We start from the raw sequence: 25,161 nt of genomic DNA on the forward strand, positions 1-25,161 counted from the left end.
TTGTTAGTAAGCCAGACAATCGCTGCTAAATACTGTTTACAGCAATTTAGGAGAGGAAAGTCCGAGCTCCATAGGGCAGGGTGCTGGGTAACTCCCAGTGGAGGCGACTCTAAGGAAAGTGCAACAGAGAGATACCGCTAAAGGTATTGTTAAAGATTAGTTTTACTAACCTTTAACAATATACTAGCAAGGATGGAAAGGTGAGGTAAGAGCTCACCAGCGCAATGGCGACTTTGCGGCTATGTAAACCCCACTTGGAGCAAGATCGAATAGGAGAACATTGTGAGACTGCCCGTCTCGTTCTCGGGTGTATCGCTTGAGCCTATTGGTAACAATAGGCCTAGATAGATGATTGTCAAATACAGAACTCGGCTTATAGGCTTGCTTACACTATGGAAAACACTATGTTAATTGCATAGTGTTTTTTCGCGTTCAGATGTACAGAAATATCTGTATATACACTTGTATAAACTTACAATAATTAAATATTATAGCGTAATATTTATTATTGTGTATAAAGTTTAAATATTTTGAAAAGTTGTGGAAACTATGTTATAATAATAACAGGCAATAAATTCAGAAAAATCTATTTTTTATTAAGAAGGGATTAATTAGGAAATCTTCTTATATAAGTGGGTTTTAACAAGATGAGAGGAAGTGTACTGATGGACTTTTTATCAATTATTAAAAGTATTAACGAAGTTTTATGGGGGTATGTATTAATATTCCTACTATGTGGTACTGGAATTTACTTCACAGTAACTTTAAGATTTGTTCAAATTAGAAAATTTAAAGCTGCATTTAAGAAAACTTTTGGCGGAGTTAAATTTGGAAAGAAAGCAGGAAAGGATGGAATGTCATCATTTCAAGCTATGACAACTTCAATAGCTGCTCAAGTTGGAACTGGAAATTTAGCAGGAGCTGCAACTGCTATTGTAGCAGGTGGACCAGGGGCAATTTTCTGGATGTGGATAAGTGCTTTCTTTGGAATGGCAACCATTTTTGCAGAAGCAGTGCTTGGTCAAAAATTCAAACAAACTGTTGATGGTGAGATTACGGGAGGACCTGCTTACTATATTAGTAAAGGTCTTGGAAGTAAAAAACTAGCAGCATTTTTTTCTGTAACTATAATAATTGCTCTAGGCTTTATAGGTAATATGGTACAAGCTAACTCTATAGGTGCAGCTATAAGTGGAAATACTAGCATTCGTATAGTAGTTGGTGTGATTGTTGCAGCATTAGCTGGAATGATTTTTATTGGAGGAGTAGGCCGAATTGCTGCATTTACTGAAAAAGTAGTTCCAGTTATGGCAGTATTCTACATAGTGGGTAGTTTAGGAATTATATTAGTGAACTATGCTCATATAGGAGAAGCGTTTAGAATGATATTTGTAGGAGCTTTTAATCCTCAAGCTATCACTGGTGGTGTAATGGGAGTTGGAGTAAAAGAAGCTATGAGATATGGTATTGCAAGAGGATTATTCTCTAATGAAGCCGGAATGGGTTCAACTCCACATGCACATGCAGTTGCGAAAGTTAATCACCCAGCAGAACAAGGACTTGTTTCAATAGTATGTGTATTTATTGATACATTTATAATTTTAACTTTAACTGCAATGGTTATATTAACTACAGGAGCATTAGATGGAAAAACTACTGGTATAGCTTTAACACAAAAGGCATTTGGTAATGGAATGGGAAGTTTCGGGGGTACATTTATAGCTATTGCATTATTCTTCTTTGCTTTTTCTACAATAATAGCTTGGTACTTCTTTGGAGAAGCTAATGTTAAGTACTTATTTGGTAAAAAAGCGTTAAATATATATAGAGGGTTAGTTCTTGTATTTATAGTACTAGGTTCTGCTCTAAAGGTTGAATTAGTTTGGGAACTGGCAGATACATTTAATGCATTAATGGTTATGCCAAACTTATTGGCATTATTAGGACTTAGAGCTTTAGTTAAAAAGTCTTTAGATGATTATGAAGATGATTTTGAAAAGAGAAACTAAATTTATAACATTATCTTTTTCTAAAAACAGGATGACATTTTTATGTCATCCTGTTTTTTCGTTATATTTATTTAGAAATATGCTTTTATAATTGCTCAATATGTATTATAATGATAACATAACGAATTATAGAGAATATTTAGTGCTTAATATTCGTAAATTTTTTAATTTTGGAGGTATTAATCATGAAGAATAGAATATATAGATTATATGTTGAGAAAAATACGAACTATAATGTCGAAGGGGAAAAATTGCTAAGGGATATTAAAGTTAATTTAGGGATAACTAACTTGGATGCACTTAGATTAGTTAATAGGTATGATATTGTGGGGATAACGGAAATACAATACTTTGAATCAAGAAATACAATTTTTTCAGAACCTACAGTAGATATAGTTTATGATGAAAGATTAGAAATTCAAAATGATGAAATACAATTTGCTATGGAATATTTGCCTGGGCAATATGATCAAAGAGCAGATTCTGCTGCGCAATGTATACAAATTCTAACTGAGCAAGATAAACCTATGGTGAAAACTGCAAAAGTTATAATATTAAAGGGGAAAATAACTGAAAATCAATTAGAGACAATTAAAAATTACTGTATAAATTCTGTGGATTCTAGGGAAGCTGAAATTGATAAACCTGCTAGCTTGGAGCAAGAGTTTGAAGAAGCGAAACAAGTTAGTATAATAGAGGGCTTCATTAGTATGAATGATGAAAGTTTACAAGAATTTTTAAAAATTAATGGTCTTGCCATGAGTTTACTTGATTTGAAATTTTGTAGAGATTACTTTAGGGAAACTGAAAAGAGAAATCCGTCTATAACTGAGATAAAAGTTATAGATACATATTGGTCAGATCATTGCAGACATACAACATTTAATACTGTAATTGAAGATGTTTATATAGAAGAAGGAAAATACTCGCAGCCTATCAAATTAGCTTATAAAGAATATTTAGATACAAGAAATTTTGTTTATGGAGATAAGAGCAGAGATGTAACACTTATGGATATGGCTGTTATTGCCATGAAGGAGTTAAGAAAAAAAGGTAAATTAGAGGATCTTGATGTTTCAGAAGAAATTAACGCTTGTAGCATAGTTGTAGATGCAAGCATTGATGGACAAAAAGAAAAATGGTTAGTAATGTTTAAAAACGAAACCCATAATCATCCTACTGAAATAGAGCCATTTGGCGGTGCTGCTACTTGTCTTGGTGGTGCAATAAGAGATCCTTTATCTGGAAGAAGTTATGTTTATCAAGCTATGAGAGTTACAGGGTCTGGTGACCCTAGAGGGAAAATTTCTGATACAATAAAAGGTAAATTGCCTCAAAGAAAAATAACACTAGAAGCAGCTCAGGGGTACAGTTCTTATGGAAATCAAATAGGAATAGCTACAGGACTTGTTTCTGAGGTTTATCATGAGGGTTTTGTAGCAAAGAGAATGGAAGTAGGAGCAGTTATTGGTGCGGCGCCATATAAGAATGTAGTTAGAGAAAGGCCAATGGCAACAGATGTAGTTATACTGGTGGGTGGAAAAACAGGAAGAGACGGATGTGGTGGAGCGACAGGGTCTTCTAAAGAGCATAGTGAAAGTTCGATACTAACTTCAGGAGCAGAAGTGCAAAAGGGAAATGCACCTACTGAAAGAAAAATTCAAAGACTATTTAGAAATCCTAAGGTTACTACTTTAATTAAAAGGTGTAATGATTTTGGAGCAGGTGGAGTTTCTGTTGCAATAGGAGAACTAGCAGATGCACTTGTAATAAATTTAGATGCTGTTCCTAAGAAGTATGAAGGGCTGGACGGAACAGAACTTGCCATTTCGGAATCACAAGAGCGTATGGCTGTTGTTGTTCGCAAAGAAGATGTGGATTTATTCATAAAACTTTCTGAAGATGAAAACTTAGAAGCAGTTGTAGTTGCACAGATAACAGATGATAACAGACTTAAAATGATATGGAAAGGAACAACTATTGTTGATATTAGTAGAAGTTTCCTTGATACTAATGGAGTTAAGCAGTACGAGAATGTAAAAGTAGCAGCGCCAAAAGACAGTGAATATTATTTTTCAAAAGAATCAGAGAAACAATTAAAAACAGACAAATCAATTAAGGATTTGTGGAATGATACATTAAAGGGCTTAAATGTTTGTAGCCAAAGAGGCTTATCTGGTAGATTTGATAGCACCATTGGAGCAGGAACTGTACTTATGCCTTTTGGTGGAAAGTTTCAGAAAACACCAATTCAGTCTATGGTAGCAAAACTACCTGTGCTTGAAGGTAATACAAATACAGGAACAATAATGTCTTATGGATATAACCCTAGATTGTCATCATGGAGCCCTTTCCATGGAGCAGCGTATGCGGTAATTGATTCTGTAACAAAGGTAGTAGCTAGTGGCGGAAGTTATTCAAATACTAAGCTAACTTTCCAAGAGTACTTTGAGAAATTATCAAAAGATCCTTACAAGTGGGGAAAACCCTTTTCAGCATTACTTGGAGCATTGCACGTGCAAAAAGAATTTAGTATAGCTGCAATAGGTGGAAAAGATAGCATGTCAGGAACTTTTAACGAAATGAATGTACCGCCAACATTAGTTTCTTTCGCTGTAGATGTTGTGAATACAGAAAAAGTCGTATCACCAGAGTTTAAGACTAGTGATAGCAAAGTAGTATTAGTTTATGCAAATAGAAATGAAGATGGACTACCAAACTTTGAAGAACTTAGAGAAAACTACGAATTAGTAACTAAGTTAATAGATAGTGGTAAGGTTTTATCTACCTATGCAGTTGGAACAGGCGGACTAGCAGAGGTTATATCAAAAATGTGTTTCGGTAACAATATTGGTTTTAAATTTAATGATGACATTACTGTAGAAGCAATATTCAAAGAGGATTATGGCAGCATAGTTATGGAAATAGGGAATTCTGTACTACAAGAACTAAGTAAGAAAAACATAAACATTAAAGTGCTTGGATCTACGCAGACTGAACCATCTATTGTGGTTTTAGGAGAAACTATTAGTTTAAAAGAAGCCTTGAATAATTGGGAGATGCCTCTGGAAGAAATATTTAGTGCCACCCACATGGCAAGTGGCAAGTTTGAAAGTACAAAAGTGGGTGGCAAAAACAATGAGGACATAAAGAATATAGGAAATTTAAAATCTAAATTAACTTCCGTGATTAAAATTCCAAAGCCTAGAGTCCTAATTCCAGTTTTTCCTGGTACTAATTGTGAATATGATTCTATGAGGGCCTTCCAGGCGGCTGGTGCTGAAGTAGAAATTATGGTGTTAAAAAATTTATCATCAAGTCACATTGAACAATCTATAAAGGCTATGGCAGCAAAGATAAAAAATTCTCAAATTGTTATGCTACCAGGTGGATTTAGCGCTGGAGATGAACCTGATGGTTCAGGTAAATTTATTGCTACATTTTTTAGAAATCCCCTACTGCGAGAGTGTATTAGTGACTTATTGGAAAACAGGGATGGACTTATGTTAGGTATATGCAATGGATTTCAAGCATTGATAAAGCTAGGATTGCTTCCAGTAGGGAAGGTAGCAGATATAACTGAAAATAGTCCAACATTAACAAATAATGAAATAGGGCGACATGTCTCTTGTATGGTTCAAACTAAAGTAGTGTCAACCATGTCTCCTTGGATGAGCAGTTTAAAAGTGGGGGATATACATACTATCCCAGTATCTCATGGTGAAGGTAGATTTGTAGCAAGTGATGAAGTTATAAAAAAACTATTTGAAAATGGTCAAGTAGCAACGCAATATGTAGATTTTAGCGGAGAGCCAAGTTATGATATAAACTTTAATCCAAATGGTTCTTTTCATGCCATCGAAGGGATAACTAGTATGAATGGAAGAGTGTTTGGTAAAATGGGTCACTCTGAAAGAATTGGCGCAAACACATTAAAGAACATTTCAGGTGAAAAAGATCAAAGATTATTTGAATCAGGAGTTAAATACTATAAGTAAATAATTAAAAACAGTAAGTACATTAGTTATGTGCTTACTGTTTTTGGGTTTTTAGAATACATGCATGCTTTTCTTGTTATATATGAATCAACTTATACAAGTTACTGTGGATAAGATCTATACGCTATAGGTTGTCACTTTTGCCACTTGCCACGTGGGTGGCACTATACAAAATACGAACTATAATTTTAACAATAGCAAATTAAATATTAAATAGTCATGTAAATACGAACGATGCAAGCAAAATTATTTATAATGTATTGACTATGTTTTAAATAGGTGTTAAGATTAAATTATAAAAGAATAACTAGTTCATTGATATATTTCTTAGGATATGGCTAAGATGTTTCTACGAGGGGCCGTTAACTTCTCACTATTGATGAATCTTGAATTGATTATACAATAGGGGATTATGAAATATGCCCTTAATTCAGGATTACATCATTAAAGCAACTTTTTTATGGTGTAATCCTTTTATATTATTATTATAAAAGTTAAAGATTAATTTCACTTAGGAGGTAAGAAAATGAAGGTTGGAATCATTTTTGGAAGTAAATCAGATAAGGACATAATGAAAAATGCAGCGGTGGCACTTAAAGAATTTGATGTAGATTATGAAGTACATATTCTTTCTGCACACAGAGTACCAGAAAGATTAGCAGAAGTATTAAAAGAAATGGAAAATGGTGGCGTAGAATGTATTATAGCAGGAGCAGGTCTTGCAGCACATCTTCCGGGAGTAATTGCATCACAAACAGTAATGCCGGTAATTGGAGTTCCGATAAATGGCGGTATGGAAGGTTTAGACTCACTATTTTCAATTGTTCAAATGCCAAAGTCCATTCCAGTTGCTACTGTAGGAATTAACAACAGTTATAATGCAGGGATGTTAGCAGTCCAAATGCTATCCATTAAAGACAGTGGCCTAAAAGAGAAATTAATTAAATATAGAAAAGATATGAAAGAAAAATTTATAGCAAATAATGAGCAGTTCAACGAATTCTAAAAAAATATTAAGGAGTGATTATTGATGGAAAATTCAGTATTGTTATATGAGGGAAAAGCTAAAAAAATATTTGCTGCAGATAAAACAGATGAGGTTATAGTATATTACAAAGATGACGCAACAGCTTTTAATGGTATTAAAAAAGCTCAAATTGAGAATAAAGGAATTTTAAATAATAGTATAACTACAATGTTATTTGAGTTATTAGAAAAAAGAGGTATTAAAACTCACTTTATAAAGAAAATAGATGAGAGACAACAACTTTGTAAGAAAGTAGAGATAATACCACTTGAAGTAATTGTAAGAAACGTGGCAGCTGGTAGTATGGCAAAAAGATATGGCATAGCTGAAGGAACAGAACTAAAAACAACAGTATTTGAATTAAGTTATAAAAATGATGAACTAGGTGACCCACTTATAAATGATTATCATGCAGTAGCTATGGGACTTGCAACTTTTGAAGAATTATTAGAAATATATCATTTAGCTTCAGAAATAAATGATATATTAAAAGAAGTTTTCTTAAAAAGCGGTATTAATTTAATAGATTTTAAACTTGAGTTTGGTAGATTAAATGGAGAAATACTTTTAGCGGATGAAATATCACCAGATACTTGTAGATTTTGGGATGTTAAAACTGGAGAAAAGCTTGATAAAGATAGGTTTAGAAGAGATTTAGGTAATGTAACTGAGGCTTACGAGGAAATATTAAGTAGAATAAACACTAAATAAGATATAAATGAAAATCGAGAAAACAACAAGGAGGGATTTCTTTGAAAGAAATTCTAAGTTTAAATGAAATATCTATTAATGATGAAGATAAATTTAAAGAAGAGTGTGGCGTGTTTGGTATTTTTTCGCCAGACAAGAATTTAGATGTTGCTTCATTAACTTACTACGGACTTTATGCATTGCAGCATAGAGGAGAAGAAAGTGCTGGAATTGTATATTCTGATGGAGATACCCTTATTTGTGAAAAGGCAATGGGACTTGTATGCGATGTATTTAATGAAAAGCAACTTAGTGCAATGAAAGGTCATTCTGCTATTGGGCATGTTAGATATTCAACAACAGGAGGCAGTGAACTTAAAAATGCACAGCCACTTTTAAGTAAGTTTAAGCTGGGGGATATAGCTATAGCCCATAATGGTAACTTAGTAAATGCAGATGTTATAAGAGAGTTACTAGAGGATTGTGGCCATATTTTTCAAACTTCCATAGATTCGGAAGTTATTTTAAACTTAATTGCTAGGGGGGCAAAAAAAGGCGTGGAAAGAGCAGTAGTTGACGCAATACAGGCAATTAAGGGCTCATACGCCATTGTCATGCTTACAAAGGAAAAGTTAATCGGTGTTAGAGATCAAAATGGTATAAGGCCACTTTGTATAGGAACAATAGATAACAGCTATGTTCTTGCATCAGAAAGTTGTGCCCTAGATGCAGTAGGTGCAGACTTTTTAAGAGATGTAAAGCCTGGTGAGATAGTTATAATAGATGAAACAGGGCTTACATCCATTAATTTTGCAGAAAAAACTAAAAATGCAATTTGCTCATTTGAATATATATACTTTGCAAGACCAGATAGCACCATCGATGGAATTAATGTTTATGCTTCAAGAGTGCTTGCAGGAGAGCAGCTGTCTAGAGAAGCACCAGTGGATGCCGACATGGTAATAGGGGTTCCAGATTCAGGTATGGCTGCAGCTATAGGATATTCAAAGGTGTCAGGAATACCTTTTGGAATGGGTCTTATAAAAAACAGATACGTAGGGAGAACCTTTATAAGTCCTACTCAAGAGCTTCGTGAAAGAGCAGTATCAGTAAAACTAAATGCATTGAAAATTAATGTAGAAGGTAAAAGAGTTATTCTTATAGATGATTCTATAGTAAGGGGAACAACAAGTAAAAAATTAGTTGAAATATTAAAAAAGGCTGGGGCAAAAGAAGTTCATTTTAGAGTTTGCTCACCGATAGTACAATATCCCTGCTATTTTGGAATAGATACGCCATATAGAGATGGGTTGATTGGTGCAGATGGAGATGTAGAGAAAATTAGAGAAGATATTGGTGCAGATAGTTTAGCATATCTAAGTATGGAGGGATTAATAAAATCCTTGGGTCATTCTGAGTTTTGCTTTGGATGTTTTAAGGGCACATACCCAGTATCGGCTCCTTTTGAAAGTGATAAGGATAGATTAGAAAGGTAGGGGATATTCATGATAACTTATAAAGATGCAGGCGTTAATATTGAAGAAGGATACAAGTCAGTAAGTTTAATAAAAGAATATGCAGCTAAGACATTTACAAAAGGTGTTTTAAATCATTTAGGAAGTTTTGCCGGTATGTTTGAAATAGGTGAGGGATATAAAAATCCTATCTTAGTTTCAGGTACTGATGGAGTTGGAACAAAACTTGATATTGCTTTTAGAATGAAAAAATATGATACAGTTGGTATTGATTGTGTTGCTATGTGTGTTAATGACGTTCTGTGTCATGGTGCAAAACCACTATTCTTTTTAGATTATATTGCCTGTGGTAAGCTAGAAGCAGAAACAGCAGCACAACTTGTAAAAGGGGTGTCAGATGGGTGTATTCAAGCTGGATGTGCACTTATAGGTGGGGAAACTGCTGAGATGCCTGGGTTCTACAGAGATGGTGAATATGATATGGCAGGATTTACAGTTGGTATTGTGGATAAACACAAGATAATTGATGGGTCTTCTATAAAAGATGGGCATTCACTTATTGGGATTGCATCTTCAGGACTACATAGTAATGGATATTCTTTGGTCAGAAAATTAATACCTGATTTAAGCAAAGACTTTAATGGGAAAAATATTGGAAATACACTTTTGACACCAACAAAAATTTATGTAAAAACTGTACTAAGTCTCCTAGATAAATTTGATATAAAGGGCATGGCACATATAACTGGTGGCGGTTTTTATGAGAATATACCAAGAATGTTTAGTGATAAATTTACTGCAGTTGTAGATAAAAATAGCTTTAATGTTCCAGATATTTTAAGGCACATTATGTCTCTTGGGGTTGAGGAGGAGCATATGTTTAACACTTACAACATGGGAATAGGATATGTACTATGTGTTGAAAATAAGGATGCTTCTAGAGTCATAAAGACTATTGAAGACTTAGGAGACAGAGCATATAAAATTGGTCACGTTGAAGCTGGAGGTGGCGGAGTTTGCTTAAGATAGCCGTATTAATATCGGGGGGGGGAAGCAATCTTCAAGCTATACTAGATAGTATAGAAAGTGATGGCTTAAACTGCTCTATAGAAGCGGTAATTAGTGATAAAAAGGATGCTTATGGCATAGAGAGAGCAAAATCTAAAAATATTAACACATATGTTATAGATAAAAAACAGTATGGAGTAAAACTTTCAGATGAAATATTAAAGATTTTAGAAGGAAAAGTAGACTTAATAGTGCTTGCTGGTTTTTTATCTATACTCCAAGGTAAAATTGTTGAAGAGTTTAAAAATAAAATAATTAATATTCATCCTGCTCTTATACCATCATTTTGCGGCAGAGGAATGTATGGTATTAAAGTTCATGAAAAGGCATTAGAATATGGTGTTAAAGTTTCAGGATGTACTGTCCACTTTGTTGATGCAGGTACAGATTCAGGGCCTATAATAATCCAAAATGTTGTGCCGGTTTTTGGCACGGATACTGCTAAAGATTTGCAACAACGAGTTTTAATTGAAGAACATAGGGCTTTACCACTTGCTATTAAATATATAAGTGAAGGAAAAATAAAAATCCAAGGTAGAAAAGTTGTAGGTATTTAAATGTGCCTTACCAGAAAGGTGGAATAATAATGATTAAAAGAGCACTTATAAGCGTATTTGACAAAGAGAATATTTTAAGTCTTGCCACAACCCTTCAAAACAAGGGCGTAGAGATTATATCCACAGGTGGAACTTTTAAGTATTTAAAAGAAAATAACATAAAAGTAGTGGAAATTTCTGATGTTACAGGTTTTGAAGAAATATTAGATGGAAGAGTTAAAACGCTGCACCCAGTTATTCATAGCGGGATTTTAGCTATAAGAGGCAATAAGGAGCACATGGAAACTCTAAACTCTAAAGGAATAAAAACTATTGATATGGTAGTGGTTAATCTTTATCCTTTCTTTGATAAAGTTACACAAGATATAAGTTTTGAAGAAAAAGTTGAGTTTATTGACATTGGTGGACCAACCATGTTAAGATCCGCAGCAAAAAACTTTAAAGATGTTGTAGTACTCAGCGATACAAAAGATTATGAAAATGTTATAAATCAAATAGAAGCTTCAGAAGATGTAGATTTTGAAACAAGGAAATACTTAGCAGGTAAGGTATTCAATTTAACATCAGCTTATGATGCAGCTATAAGTAACTTCTTGCTTGGCGCAGATACATATCCACAATATCTTTCAGTTTCATATAAAAAACAAATGGACTTAAGATATGGTGAAAATCCACATCAAAGTGCGGCTTATTATGTATCCGCAGCAGGAACTGGCGCTATGAAAGATTTTGAAATACTAAATGGTAAAGAATTATCTTATAATAATATAAAAGATATGGATATTGCATGGAAAGTAGTATGTGAATTTGATGAAACAGCTTGCTGTGGACTTAAACACAATACACCTTGTGGAGTTGCTATAGGTCATAGTGTAGTTGATTCATACAAAAAGGCATATGATTGTGACCCTATGTCTATATTTGGTGGTATTGTTGCTTTTAATAAAAAGGTAGACAAAATAGCAGCTAATGAACTTGTAAAGACATTTCTAGAGGTGATTATTGCACCGGAATTTGATATGGATGCTTTAGAAGTTTTAAAAACTAAGAAAAACTTAAGGGTTGTAAAGTGTTTAAATATAGCTAAAGATAATATTGAAATGGTTAAAGTTGACGGAGGCATATTAGTGCAGAGCTCCGACAACAAATTAATAGAAGAAATGAAAGTAGTTACCACAAAGAGCCCAACAGAGATGGAAATGAAAGATTTGTTATTTGCAATGAAAGTAGTTAAGTACGTAAAATCAAATGCTATTGTAGCAGTTAAAGATGGTGTTACTAAGGGAATTGGGGCTGGTCAGGTAAATAGAATATGGGCAGCACAGCAAGCTCTAGAAAGAGCAGGAGAAGGAACAATACTAGCATCAGATGCATTTTTCCCTTTCGGGGATGTTGTAGAAATTGCTGCAAAATATAAGGTTAAGGCAATTATTCAACCAGGTGGATCTATAAATGATGAAAAGTCCATTGATGCATGTAATGAAAATGAAATTTCCATGGTTTGTACGGGAATTAGGCATTTTAAACACTAATCATTTAGATTTAAATAATGATGGAATAACTTTGTTATTCCATCAATTTCAATTTATAACTAAATTTCAAAGGGAGATGTTTTTATGAAGGTTTTAGTTGTTGGATCTGGTGGGCGAGAACATGCAATAGTATCAAAAGTTTTAGAAAATCCTAGGGTAAGCGCTGTGTATTGTGCTCCGGGAAATGGTGGAACAAGTAGAGAGGATAAATGCACCAACATTAATATAAAAGAAATACATGAACTTTTAGAATTTGCTATGGAAAATAAAATAGATATTACAATTGTTGGTTCAGAAGAACTTCTTGTAAAAGGCATAGCTGATAAATTCAAAGAAAAAGGACTTAAAATATTAGGACCAAGTGAAAAAGCAGCAAAACTTGAGGGAAGCAAATCTTATTCTAAAGAATTCATGAAAAAGTATGGTATAAAAACTGCTGCCTATGAAGTTTTTGAAAGTCAGAGCGAAGCTACTGCATATTTAGAAAAATGTGAGTATCCAATAGTAATCAAAGCGGATGGCCTTGCAGCTGGTAAAGGTGTAGTTATTTGCGATAATTTTTCAAATGCAAAAGACTGCATAAATGACTTTATGGTAGTAGATATATTTAAAGGCAGTGGAAAGAAAATTGTTATTGAGGAATTTTTGCAAGGAGTAGAGGCATCTATACTATCTATAACAGATGGGAAAGTCATACTTCCGTTTATATCTTCAAAGGATCATAAACAAATATTCGATGGTAATAAGGGACCTAATACTGGAGGAATGGGGGTTATAGCACCAAACCCTTACTGCAGCGCAGAAGTATTAGATGAGTTTGAGAAACATATATTAGCACCCACACTTAAAGGGATTCAAGAGGAAACTATGGATTACAAAGGTATAATATTCTTTGGTGTTATGATAACAAAAAAAGGAGTTTATCTTATAGAATACAACGTTAGATTTGGTGACCCTGAAACTCAAGCTGTGCTTCCACTTATGAAAAGTGATTTTGTAGAACTTGTACTTAGTGCTATAGATGGAAATCTTGATGATTTTAATTTACAATGGAATAAGGGATGCACTTGCTGCTTAATTGCAGCATCAAAAGGTTATCCAGGTAGCTATGATACAGGACTAGAAATAAAAGAACTTGATAAATTGCAAGGTAAATTATTTGTAGCAGGAGCTAAAGAAGAAGAAGGTATGCTTAAAACAAATGGTGGAAGAGTTTTTGGAATAACTGCTCTAGCACAAACATTGGAGGAGGCAAGGAAGACTGCTTATGATGATATGGAGAAAATTCAGTTTGAGGGAATGTACTATAGACGAGATATTGGTAAAAGTGAATAAAAGGTATTGAATATTGTGACAATTTCTTATATGATATAGCTATAGTATGAAAAGTTAACATTAAACTTTAAAACATATAAAGAGTAAATGAAATTGCATGATATTTATACATAGGAGATGATAATAATGAGAGTTATTAAACAAGATGGAAGACTTCAAGATTTTGATTTAAGCAAAATAGAAACTAGCATATATAAAGCTTCTGATGATGCTAATGAACCCTTAAATACGTCAGATATTAAGAATTTATCTGGAAATGTTGAAAAAGAAATAACGGAGCTTCAAAAGGATTCAATTCATTCTTATCTTATTAAAAGTATAGTTTTAAGTGAAATAGAAAAACTAGGTTTTCATATTGTGGGTAAGTATTATAATCAAGGTAAATAGGTATAACAAAAAAACAGATGAGTTAATCATCTGCTTTTTTTTTATTTAGTATGTACTATTGAAGCATGCTAAAGAGCATTTTAACAGCTACGGCTAAGGACATGGTTACAAATATGGGTTTTATAAGTTTTGAGCCCTTACTTAATGCAACGCTTGTTCCCATTCTAGCTCCCAGGATCATAGCTATGGCAACAGGTACACCAAACATATAATTAATCTTGCCACTTAGAGCAAACAAGACTAAGGCTGTTACATTACTGGTAAAATTTAAAATTCGCGCATTTGCTGAAGAAGAAACAAAGTTAAATCCAAAAATGTTTATAAAACCAAAAACTAAAAAAGAACCAGTTCCAGGACCAAAGAATCCATCATAGAAACCTAAAGAAAGAGCAAGAAGTATACCAAATCTCACATTCTTTTTAGTTAAGCCTTTAAAATTATCTTCTAGGCCTAAAGATTTAGAAAAAAGAGTATAAATTCCTATAAACATGATAAGAATTAAGACTAATGGAGTTAGAAACTTTTGATCAATATATAGCACTGCTCGTACACCTAGCATTGATCCAATGAGTGTAAAGGGAATAAGGTATCTTAAAAGTTTTAGATCTGCCTTGCCTGATTTTATAAATTTAAGAGAACTAGTAAAAGAACCTGCAGTTGCACTAAATTTATTAGTACCAAGTACCATATGGGGAGATAAACCAGCTAGCATAAAGGCTGGAACGCTTATGAGGCCTCCACCTCCAGCTATGGAGTCTACAAATGAAGCTAGAAAACCAGCTAAACATAAAAGAATAGTTGTAGTAATCATATAACACCTACCTAAATTTTATTAAATTAGGAACCTACAAATAAATATATGTATATTGTTACTTATTATTTGAGTGCACCTTTAAGAATAAATACAAGCTACCATATCATTATAAATGATTATGAATATAAATTAAAGAACATTATCTATTTCCATAGAAGTGAAATATGAATGATAAAAACAAAATAAGATACGTGTCTATTTCGTTAAGATACACAATAACCTATTGATTTATATTTAATATATACGTATTATATATAGTGGGAGCAAAAAACCATTAGTATTTATCCCTTTGTAAAGCTGATAAAATAAAGATTATAGAAAATAAAGTGATAAAAAATATAAAATGAGGGGGATTTAAAAATGTTAGAACAAAAAGAAACAAATGAAAATATTATTGAGGAATTAAACGATATAGAAAATAAAAATACAGCTAAAAATGATGAAATATTTGAAGCAAGTGATGCGAAGGAATATCTTTGCTGTGAGCATTCAAATGAGGATAAAGGTGTAAACCCTAGTTTTATGGATACATTGAAAGCAAACCTTATAGACCTAATAGCTATAGGTGGAATATCAACAGTTGGAGTATTTGTTGCCGATGCTCTTCTAAGGTTAACAGGATATGGTATAACTGAGAAGTTCCAGATGACTTTTATAATATTTATGGTTGTAATGGTATTATATATGAGTATTATGGAAAGTGGAAAAAACTCATCTACACTAGGGAAGAAAATCGCTGGACTAATTATTACAAAAGGATAGGAGAATTAGAAAACATATGAGAAAAAGAAAAGAATATGAATTTTATATAGAGGACATTGAATTTCCGGCACAAGGCATAGCTTTTTATGAGGGTGAAAAAGTGTCAATAAAAAGCACATTACCAGGCCAAAAGGTAATTGCTAGAGTATCAAAAAAGAAGCAAGTAGGAGTAGAGGCGAAACTGGTACGAATACTTGAAGATGTAGACTATAAAATAAAGCCACAATGTGAAATTACAGATTTATGTGGAGGATGTAGCCATCAATTTCTTTCTTATGAAAAACAATTAGAACTAAAAAAACAACAAGTATTAAAGCTGTTTGAAGAAGCAGAAATAAAAGATTTTGATTTCTTAGGTATAGAAAAGAGTCCTGAGGAATTCGAATATAGAAATAAAATGGAATTTACTTTTGGTGACTTTCAAAAGGATGGAGAATTAGCTTTAGGTATGCACACTAAAGGCAGAAGTTTTAGTATAGTTACTGTTGATGACTGCAGAATTGTGGATGGAGATTTTAGAGCGATTCTAAAGTTAGTATTAAACTACTTTAGAGAACTAAAGTTGCCTCAATATAAAGTTATGAGTCATGAAGGGTATTTAAGAAATTTAGTTGTTCGAAAGGCTAAAAATACTGGTGAAATATTAGTAAATATAGTAACTACCTCTCAAATAGATTTTGATTTTAGTGAAATAACTAATATGATTAAAGAGTTAAAATGTGATGGAGAAATTACAGGAATTATACATATGTTTAATGACTCATTATCAGATACTGTTCTAGCTGATAAAACAGAAGTTTTATACGGAAGAGAATATATTATGGAAGAATTATTAGGACTTAAATTTAAAATTAATCCATTAGCGTTCTTTCAAACAAATACAAAAGGTGCAGAAAAACTCTATAGTTTAGTTAGAGATTTTTTAGGGTCTGCAGACTCAAAAGTAGTATTTGATTTATATTGCGGAACAGGAACTATAGGACAAATTGTTGCGTCTAAAGCAAAAAAAGTTTTGGGTATTGAATTAATAGAAGAAGCAGTTGCTGCTGCAAATGAAAATGCAAAAATTAATGGACTAGGCAATTGTGAATTTATTGCAGGCGATATAGCAAAAGTTATAAAAGATGTGAAAGACAAACCAGATATAATTATTTTAGACCCTCCAAGAGCTGGAGTTCACCCTACAGCTTTAGATTATGTAATGAAATTTAATGCGGATCACATAGTTTATGTATCTTGCAATCCTAAAAGTTTAGTAGTTGATTTAAAAGAAATAATGAGTAGAGGATATAAGGTTCAAAAGGTAATACTTATGGATATGTTCCCTCACACACCTCATATTGAAACTATAGTAGATATAGTGAAGATTTAAGTCACGCAAATGATGATTTGGTTGTAAAAAACATAATTATCTCTAAATATAAGTTAATAAATGTATCCCTTTTTATTTGAATAGCATATAAAGTAATATAAGTTCTAATAAAGGGGGATGTGGGTGATAGAAATAATTATTCAATATGTGCTATTAGTGCTTCTGGTAATAGGACTTGGATATTTAGTATATTTGTTAAAGGATAAAGGTATTGATATTAAGGAGGACTATTTTGGTTTTGCTTATGTAATACTGGGATCTTTATTAGCTAGCGAAGCTACACCACAAAATATAAAGTTAATTATTAGAATTGTTTCAGCGGCAGTAAAATACGTGGAAACTAACTACAAAAATAGTGAGAATACTTTTAAAGAAGAAGAAGCTATTAGAATGGCAAAAAATGATATTGCTTTGCTACGCTTTCAAAATAGAATAGATGATGAAAGTATAAGGTATCTTACACGATTAGCAGCAGCATCATTGCCACCAACCAATAAGGAAATAGAACAAAGCATAGATGAAAATTAGAGCTAATTACTGTATTAACCGGCAGAAAGATTTTGTTCTGCCGGTTAATGTTTTTATACAGAAAAGGGCAATTATATTTCACTAAACTATACAAAGAAGGAGAAAAAACTAATGTTAAAAACTATAGAATATGGAGAAATTAAAGGCAGTTACATACTAGTTGACGTAAGGAGTCCTGGGGAATTTGCAGAGGCAACTATAAAGGGAGCAATTAACATACCTTTATTTGACGATGAAGAAAGAAAGATTATTGGTACGGTATACACAAGGGAAAGCGTTGAAAAGGCAAAAAGAATAGGGCTTGAGGTAGCTTCAAAAAAATTACTCCATATTTATGACGAAATTAAAGAACTTGAGAAAATACATGGTAAGATTGTGATATTTTGCTCAAGAGGAGGAATGAGAAGTGGTGTAATTGCTATGCTACTAAGCTCTTTGGGGGTAAATGTAGAGAGAGTAAGTGAGGGATATAAAGGATATAGAAAATTTATAAATGAAAACTTACAGCAGCTTAATGATAAAGTTCAGTATATTGTTTTGCATGGTAATACTGGTGTTGGGAAGACTGAAATACTTAAACAATTGGAATGTGATGGATTTGATGTTTTAGATTTAGAAGGATTTGCTAACCATAGGGGATCACTTTTAGGTACAGTGGGTCTTGGCAAAACTACTAGCCAAAAGCAGTTTGAATCTAATATATACCATATGTTAGTGGAAGCTAAAAGCTCTTATGTATTTATCGAAGCAGAAAGCAAGAGAATTGGGAATTCTATAATACCGGATTTTATATTTTCTAAAATGAAAAGCGGTATTCATATATTTGTGGATGCAGATATAGATTTTAGAACAGACCTTATTATTAAAGAGTATACAAAGCAGGGAAATTGTAATGAGGAAATAATTGATTGCCTGGTAAGGCTTGGAAAGTATATTGGAGAAAAGAATGTTGAAAGATATACACAATTAGTTTTAAAATCAGAGTATAAAGAAGTAGTAAGTGAGCTTATGACTAAGCATTATGATCCTATGTATATGCATTCTTCAGATAAATACGATTATAAATTAAAAATTCAAGTGGAGGATATAATCACTGCTACAAAAGAGATAGAAAATTGGTTTAGAGAAATTGAAAACTAATTAAAATAAAGATAAAAGAATAAAAATATTAAAAAACAGAAACTAATGTTCTGTTTTTTTATTTAAAATCCTTTACCTTTTCATGATAAACATATAAAATAACAAATGTATAACAAAATTTTAATTTGTAATAAAATTTTACTGGAGGACTTTTATGAGTTTTGATAAAGATGGAATTCAAACTTATGATGTAACCGACCTAACTTCGCTAGAGAAACTAGAGTCTGTAAGAATAAGACCTGGTATGTATATAGGATCTACAGGTAGCAAAGGATTACATCATTGTATATGGGAGATAGTAGATAATGCTATAGATGAAATAGCTAATGGCTATGGTGATAGAGCTGAAATAATATTAAATAAAGATAAAAGCGTTACAATTATTGATAATGGTCGTGGAATTCCTACGGGAATGCATCCAATAAAAAATAAATCTGGTGTGGAAATGGTATTTACTGAGCTTCATACTGGTGGGAAGTTTAATAATAAGAATTACAAAACTTCTGGCGGACTTCATGGTGTTGGAGCCGCAGTTGTTAATGCCTTATCAGAATGGGTAGAAGTTGAAATAAAGCAAAAGGGGCAGATTTTCAGTCAAAGATTTGAATATGCTTATGATGATGAACTAAAAAGACTTATGCCTGGAACTCCAGTCTGTAAGCTTCAAGTTATAGGGGAAACAAAAAAAACAGGTAGCAAGATTACATTTATGCCTGATAAAGATGTGTTTACTAGCCTAGAGTTTAAATATGATGTTATTGATGAAAGACTTCAAGAACTTGCCTTCCAAAATAAAGGGATTACCTTGGTACTTATTGATAAAAGAAAAGATGGTACCCCGCCGAAAGAGTACCACTCCGAAAGAGGTCTCTTAGATTTTATTGATTACCTAAATGAAAGCAAAACTATTTTGCATAAGGAGCCTGTTTATTTTCAAGGGGAAAGGGAGATAAATGGATTGAGTTTGTACGGAGAAGTATGTATGCAATTTACGGATTCGACTACAGAGTACATTGCTAGTTACGTTAACAATATACCAACTACAGAATCTGGAACTCACGAAACTGGTTTTAAAACAGGTATGACAAGAGCTTTTAAAGAAGGAGCTAAAAAACTAAATCTTTTAAAAGAAAAGGATAAGGAATTTGAAGGCGATGATTTAAGAGAAGGCATGACAGCAATAGTTAGAATTAAAATTAGTAACCCAATCTTTGAAGGGCAAACTAAAAGTAAGCTAGGAAACAATGAAGCTTACAGCATGATGAATGAATTATGTTATGTTAAAATTTTAGAATGGATAGAAGATAATAAGGAAATGGCAACTAACATAATAAACAATGCTATTTCTGCTGCAACAAGACGAGATAAAATAAAAAAAATTAATGAAGCTGAAAAGAAAAAAGTAGGCAAAGGTGCAGCACCACTTGCAGGTAAGATTGCTGTATGTACGTTAAAAGATCCATCAGTTACAGAATTTATTGTGGTGGAGGGAGACTCAGCTGGTGGAAGTGCAAAGCAAGCTAGGGATAGAAGATTTCAAACTATAATGCCTTCTAAAGGTAAAATAATGAATACTGAAAAACAAAAATTAGAAAATGTTCTCTCTAGTGAGGAGTTAAAGATATTTAACACTGCTATTGGAACAGGAGTTTTAGAAAATTACAATGAAAAAGATTTAAAATATGATAAAATAATTATTTTAAGCGATGCTGATGTTGATGGGTATCACATTAGAACACTGTGGATGACTTTTATTTATAGATATATGAGGTCTTTAATAGCAAATGGCCATCTTTATATGGGCATGCCTCCACTTTATAAGGTTTACAAGATTGGTAAGAATGGCGAAGTGGCAAAGTATGCGTATAGTGATGAGGAATTAGCTAAAACTAAAAAAGAAATTGGGAAAGGTGCCCTTATCCAAAGATATAAAGGTCTTGGAGAAATGAATCCAGAACAACTTTGGGACACTACACTAAACCCAGCTACCAGAACATTGCAACAGGTTACTATTGAAGATGCGGCAAAGGCAGAGAAAATGGTTTCACTATTAATGGGAGATGTGGTTGCACCTAGAAAGAATTATCTGTATAAATATGCTGAGTTTTAACGGGGGGAATTTATTAAATGGCAAAAAAAATTGACATACCTAAAGATAATAATATAATAATGAGTCCAATCGAAGAAGCAATGCCAGATAACTATCTTCCCTATGCTGTGGAGGTTGCAAGAGATAGAGCATTACCAGACGTACGTGATGGTTTAAAACCAGTGCATAGGAGGATTCTCTACGGGGCATATATGCTAAAAGCATTTCCAGATAAGCCATACTTTAAATCAGCTAGAATAGTTGGAGATATTCTTGGTAAATATCATCCTCATGGAGATAGCTCTGTTTATGGAGCCATGGTAATTTTAGCTCAGAGTTTTTCCACAAGAAAACCTTTAATAGATGGACACGGAAACTGGGGAAGTCAAGATGGAGATAATGCTGCAGCTATGCGTTACACAGAAGCCAGGCTTTCACCTATTGCCCTGGAAATGATACGGGATATAGATAAAGGCGTTGTAGATATGGTAGACAATTATTCAGATACAGAGAAGGAACCATCTGTACTACCATCAAGGTATCCTAATCTTCTAGTAAATGGAACCTTTGGCATAGCGGTGGGCATAGCAACAAACATCCCACCTCATAACCTAGGAGAGGTAATAGATGGAGTGCTAGCTTATGCCGATAATGAAGAAATTACAACAAAAGAACTTATGAACTATATTAAAGGCCCTGATTTACCTACTGGAGGCATTTTGATAGGTAAGAATGCACTAGAAGCTGCCTATGAAACTGGTGAAGGTAAGGTAACTTTGCGTTCTAAAATGAAAATTGAACTCTTAGAAAGCGGACGTTTGGGCATAGTTATAACTGAGTTCCCGTATAGGAAAAATAAAGCCAAGTTACTTGGAACTATTTCTGATATGACTGCAGATAAGAAACATTCAAAAGCTTTGGAGTCTATTATAGATATTAGAGATGAATCTGATAGAAGTGGACTTAGATCAGTAATTGAATTTAAAAAATCTACAGATAAGGAAACTGCAAATAAAGTACTTAAATATTTGCTTAAGAAAACTGAACTTCAATGCAATATACCTTTTAATATGGTAGCACTATCCAATGGAAAACCTCAAACAATGGGACTTAAAACCATATTAATGCACTATTTAAATCATCAAAAAGATGTTATTACGAAAAGGACTCAGAGAGAACTAGAAGTTGCTCAGAAGAGATTTCATATTGTAGAAGGATTTATAAAAGCTATAGATGTAATGGATGAGATTATTGCAACTATTAGAAGTTCAAAGTCCAAAAAGGATGCCAGTCAAAACATTATGGATAAGTTTGGATTTACATCTCTTCAAGCTGAAGCAATACTTGAACTTATGTTATACAAACTAACAGGACTTGAAATAAAGATATTTCTAAAAGAATACAAAGAACTTGAAGCAATAATTAAAGGATGTAAAAAAATTCTTGAAAACGATAAAGAACTTTTAAAAGTAATAAAAAGAGAAATTACCGAGGTTAAAGAAAAATATAATGATGCAAGGCGAACTGAGATTATTGAAGATGATAGCGAAGCTAAAATAGATGTGGAAGAACTCATCGTGGTAGAAGATGTTATGATAACGCTATCTAACGATGGATATATAAAGAGAGTGCCAATGAAATCCTACAATAGGTCAAATGCCAATATAGAGGATATAGAGTACAGAGAGGGAGACTTTAATACACAGTTACTACAAACAAATACTAAGGATACCTTAATGATATTTACTAATCAAGGAAATATGTATCAACTAAGAGGCGATATAGTTCCAGAGTATAAGTGGAAGGAAAAAGGTGAAAGAGTTGATACTCTTATTAAGGGAATAGATTTAATGAGAGAAAAAATTATAGGTACTTTTTCATTAGAAAATGCACTTAGCCATAAGCACATTATGTTCTTCACAAACAAAGGTAATATAAAGAAAACAGGGTTGGATAAATTCATTACAAGCTACAGTAAATTATCTGCTTTAAAACTAAAGGAAAATGAAAAACTCCTTCAAATTAAGTTACTGGATAAAGAAAGTATAGAATCTTTTATAAAAGTCTGGACTAAAGAAGGCCTAGAGTTTTCTGTGGAAGAACCGGTACTTGAAGCTATTGATAGAAATATAATGGGAACACAGCTGTTTAATCTAGCATCAGAGGATGAAGTTGCAAAAATAGAATTTACTCAGGATAAGGATTATAAAGAATTTAGTGTTAGTATTACTGCAAAAGGTATAATAAAGATATCCAATAAAAAAATAAACACTACCTTAAGCACATACGCTAAATCCACCTCCACCTTGCTTGTATTTACAGAAAAAGGATTAGCATATAAATTACCTAGCTATATGGTTCAAAATATTGATAAAAAAGGTACAGGTATTAATACCTTGTTAGATAATTTTGATGTAGATGATAAAATAGTAAATATTAGCTCTGTTGATGATTTAAGAGAAGAGAGTAGTATATATTTCTTCACAAAGAGAGGATTTACAAAGAGGACTAAGCTATGTGATCTTGAAGGTGATTTCTTGAAGACTTTAGTTTATAAACTTAAAACTGAAGAAGATAAGTTAACATCTATAAAAATTAATAGGGATACCATAGATAGGGATGTGCTAATGGTAACAAAAAAAGCTATGTGCATAAGATTTAATGTAAACACAATTAATTTTATGGGCAGGGTTGCATCGGGAGTAACTGCAATAAGCTTAAAGGATGATGATGAGGTTATATTTGTAGATTTGGTGCCGTCAGTAGCAAAACCAATAGAAGGTAGCAATGAGATGGCAATTACTCTAGAGGAAAATTTAAGTCTAGAGAATATTAGTTTAACTGTGAATTCTTTTAAAGGTGAAAAAAAGGTTATGAAACTTTATGACATAAAAGTTCAAAATAGAGCAGGCAGGGGTAAAAATTTGACTAATGCACTTATTGATGATTATGTGGAAGAAGTTGTTTTAAAATAGAAATATAATAATATAATCAGATAAAAATGGCATGCAATAAAAGTTAAACAAAATTTAATTTTAGCATGCCTTGTTTTTACTAAATAAAAAAAGTCGGAGGTGGATCATGGAAAAGGTAATATTAAAAAACAAGATAAAATTATTATATAAGAAGGCTGAAAACAATTTAACATCTTTTACAATAGGGTTTAATGCAGGTGCAAATCAAGAGGTGGACGAAAACTTAGGCGTTGCACATGTGGTTGAACATATGCTTTTTAAAGGAACTACTTCTAAAAGTGAATATGAAATAAATAAATTATGTGATGAAACCTTCGGGTTTTGTAATGCAATGACCAATTATCCCTATGTAGTATACTATGGAACCACATTAGATGAGGAATTTGAAAAGGGTTTTGAGATTTACTCGGATATTCTTTTGAACCCATCTTTCCCACTAAGCGGATTCAAAGAAGAAATAGAAGTGATTTGCGAGGAATTGAAGGAATGGAAAGATGAGTTGTACCAATTTTGTGAAGACTCCATGCTTTATAATGGATTTGATAAAAGAAGGATAAAGAATTTAATTATAGGTACACAAGAGAGCGTACGTTCCATAACTATGAAGCAAATTAAGGATTTTTATCATAGGTACTACGTTGCAGATAATTGCGTGGTAAGTGTAACATCTTCTATGAGTCTTAAGCAGGTTTCAGATATAGTAGAGAAGTATCTTAGTGGATTCGATGTAAGATTAGTTAATGGAAGTGAGTCTTTAGGCAGCAAACCGAAGGATTTATATGAAGAAAACAAACCAGGAACGTACTTTCAGTATAGAAATGATATGCAAGGTGCCAAAATTCAATACTGCTTTCCAATACATAATTTAAGTTCAAGAGAGATTAGCGCTTTAAAGCTATTTAATCTAGTTTTTGGAGAAGGTACAAGTAGCATCTTATATGATGAAATCAGAACTAAGAGAGGCCTTGTATATGACATAAGTAGCAAGATTAAAAATGAAACAGGAATAAAACTGTTTACAATTACACTTGGAACTTCCCATGAGAATGTTAGTAAGGCTATAGAAATTATTAATAATGAAATAGAAAAGGTAAAAGAGCTAAAGGGCTATTTTCATAAGCAATGCATAATAAAATTGTGTAAGAGTTATAAATTAAGAAGAATGCTTGCAATGGAAAAGTCTATTCAAGTTAGTGTGAGCTTATGCACCTATGAAATTATGCAAGGTGATGGGTTTGAAATTTTCACAGAGTTTAAGCAAATGGAAAGTATTGTAGACGAAGAGGTAATGAAAGTGGTGAAAAAGGTTCTAGTAAATCCTACAATTCAAGTTTTAATGTAAGGAAGGATTAAGGGACGTTAAATCATCATCTGCGATACTGTAATATTAACAAGTCAGCGTT

Annotated in this window: 18 protein-coding genes, 1 other RNA gene and 1 riboswitch; of the genes, 18 read left to right on the plus strand and 1 reads right to left on the minus strand. The window is 32.7% G+C overall.

Translation table 11 applies throughout. The annotated features are described in order from the left end of the window. Window positions 1–3: 3 nt before the first annotated feature. The 11 genes from rnpB (at window position 4) to LGK97_RS03400 (ending at window position 14,078) form a co-directional block, all read left to right on the plus strand. Window positions 4–392, plus strand: an RNA gene (gene rnpB / locus LGK97_RS03350) — RNase P RNA component class A. 273 nt (window positions 393–665) lie between these two features. Further along, on the plus strand, window positions 666–2,009 hold the full coding sequence (locus LGK97_RS03355) for an alanine/glycine:cation symporter family protein (RefSeq protein ID WP_226258322.1): 1,344 nt from the start codon (window positions 666–668) through the stop codon (window positions 2,007–2,009). Between the two features lie 185 nt (window positions 2,010–2,194). Beyond that, on the plus strand, window positions 2,195–6,007 hold the full coding sequence (locus LGK97_RS03360; protein WP_226258323.1) for a phosphoribosylformylglycinamidine synthase: 3,813 nt from the start codon (window positions 2,195–2,197) through the stop codon (window positions 6,005–6,007). A gap of 296 nt (window positions 6,008–6,303) precedes the next feature. After that, window positions 6,304–6,403: riboswitch (purine riboswitch) on the plus strand. Window positions 6,404–6,533: 130 nt separating this feature from the next. Next, window positions 6,534–7,013 carry a 5-(carboxyamino)imidazole ribonucleotide mutase gene (purE, locus tag LGK97_RS03365; RefSeq protein WP_226258324.1) on the plus strand — a complete coding sequence of 160 codons (480 nt, stop codon included), beginning with the start codon at window positions 6,534–6,536 and terminating at the stop codon, window positions 7,011–7,013. A gap of 24 nt (window positions 7,014–7,037) precedes the next feature. Beyond that, a complete protein-coding gene (gene purC / locus LGK97_RS03370) occupies window positions 7,038–7,745 on the plus strand; it encodes a phosphoribosylaminoimidazolesuccinocarboxamide synthase (protein ID WP_226258325.1) in 708 nt (235 codons plus the stop codon). Between the two features lie 41 nt (window positions 7,746–7,786). Then, the gene (gene purF / locus LGK97_RS03375) at window positions 7,787–9,220 is read left to right on the plus strand and encodes an amidophosphoribosyltransferase (RefSeq protein WP_226258326.1); all 1,434 of its coding nucleotides are present in this window, start codon (window positions 7,787–7,789) and stop codon (window positions 9,218–9,220) included. Between the two features lie 9 nt (window positions 9,221–9,229). After that, window positions 9,230–10,228 carry a phosphoribosylformylglycinamidine cyclo-ligase gene (gene purM, locus LGK97_RS03380; protein ID WP_226258327.1) on the plus strand — a complete coding sequence of 333 codons (999 nt, stop codon included), beginning with the start codon at window positions 9,230–9,232 and terminating at the stop codon, window positions 10,226–10,228. Then, window positions 10,216–10,824, plus strand: coding sequence for a phosphoribosylglycinamide formyltransferase (gene purN / locus LGK97_RS03385; protein ID WP_226258328.1), 609 nt, complete (start codon window positions 10,216–10,218; stop codon window positions 10,822–10,824). The genes purM and purN overlap by 13 nt, the downstream gene beginning before the upstream one ends. 29 nt (window positions 10,825–10,853) lie before the next feature. After that, window positions 10,854–12,356 carry a bifunctional phosphoribosylaminoimidazolecarboxamide formyltransferase/IMP cyclohydrolase gene (gene purH, locus LGK97_RS03390; RefSeq protein ID WP_226258329.1) on the plus strand — a complete coding sequence of 501 codons (1,503 nt, stop codon included), beginning with the start codon at window positions 10,854–10,856 and terminating at the stop codon, window positions 12,354–12,356. Window positions 12,357–12,440: 84 nt separating this feature from the next. Then, window positions 12,441–13,691 (plus strand): phosphoribosylamine--glycine ligase, encoded by a 1,251-nt coding sequence (purD, locus tag LGK97_RS03395; protein WP_226258330.1) that lies wholly within the window; start codon window positions 12,441–12,443, stop codon window positions 13,689–13,691. A 126-nt stretch (window positions 13,692–13,817) separates the two neighbouring features. Beyond that, complete coding sequence (locus tag LGK97_RS03400) at window positions 13,818–14,078, plus strand: ATP cone domain-containing protein (protein ID WP_226258331.1); 261 nt, start codon at window positions 13,818–13,820, stop codon at window positions 14,076–14,078. A 55-nt stretch (window positions 14,079–14,133) separates the two neighbouring features. On the opposite strand, the gene LGK97_RS03405 is transcribed toward LGK97_RS03400, so the two are convergent. Then, window positions 14,134–14,889: a TSUP family transporter gene (locus LGK97_RS03405; protein WP_226258332.1), complete on the minus strand. Its 756-nt coding sequence runs from the start codon at window positions 14,887–14,889 to the stop codon at window positions 14,134–14,136. Between the two features lie 363 nt (window positions 14,890–15,252). Between LGK97_RS03405 and LGK97_RS03410 the strand changes: the two genes are divergently transcribed. From LGK97_RS03410 to LGK97_RS03440, 7 genes are all read left to right on the plus strand, one after another. Further along, window positions 15,253–15,654, plus strand: coding sequence for an RDD family protein (locus LGK97_RS03410; RefSeq protein WP_226258333.1), 402 nt, complete (start codon window positions 15,253–15,255; stop codon window positions 15,652–15,654). Between the two features lie 16 nt (window positions 15,655–15,670). Further along, window positions 15,671–17,026 carry a 23S rRNA (uracil(1939)-C(5))-methyltransferase RlmD gene (gene rlmD, locus LGK97_RS03415; RefSeq protein ID WP_226258334.1) on the plus strand — a complete coding sequence of 452 codons (1,356 nt, stop codon included), beginning with the start codon at window positions 15,671–15,673 and terminating at the stop codon, window positions 17,024–17,026. A gap of 123 nt (window positions 17,027–17,149) precedes the next feature. Then, window positions 17,150–17,554 carry a hypothetical protein gene (locus LGK97_RS03420; protein WP_226258335.1) on the plus strand — a complete coding sequence of 135 codons (405 nt, stop codon included), beginning with the start codon at window positions 17,150–17,152 and terminating at the stop codon, window positions 17,552–17,554. A gap of 111 nt (window positions 17,555–17,665) precedes the next feature. Continuing rightward, window positions 17,666–18,694, plus strand: a complete 1,029-nt coding sequence (gene mnmH / locus LGK97_RS03425; RefSeq protein ID WP_226258336.1) for a tRNA 2-selenouridine(34) synthase MnmH — start codon at window positions 17,666–17,668, stop codon at window positions 18,692–18,694. A gap of 154 nt (window positions 18,695–18,848) precedes the next feature. Further along, window positions 18,849–20,804: a DNA gyrase/topoisomerase IV subunit B gene (locus LGK97_RS03430; protein WP_226258337.1), complete on the plus strand. Its 1,956-nt coding sequence runs from the start codon at window positions 18,849–18,851 to the stop codon at window positions 20,802–20,804. Between the two features lie 17 nt (window positions 20,805–20,821). Beyond that, on the plus strand, window positions 20,822–23,758 hold the full coding sequence (locus tag LGK97_RS03435; RefSeq protein ID WP_226258338.1) for a DNA topoisomerase IV subunit A: 2,937 nt from the start codon (window positions 20,822–20,824) through the stop codon (window positions 23,756–23,758). Between the two features lie 106 nt (window positions 23,759–23,864). Then, window positions 23,865–25,100, plus strand: coding sequence for a M16 family metallopeptidase (locus LGK97_RS03440; protein ID WP_226258339.1), 1,236 nt, complete (start codon window positions 23,865–23,867; stop codon window positions 25,098–25,100). Window positions 25,101–25,161: the final 61 nt, after the last annotated feature.

This window comes from Clostridium sp. CS001, assembly GCF_020443565.1.
In the GTDB taxonomy this organism is placed as follows: Bacteria; Bacillota; Clostridia; order Clostridiales; family Clostridiaceae; genus Clostridium_AD.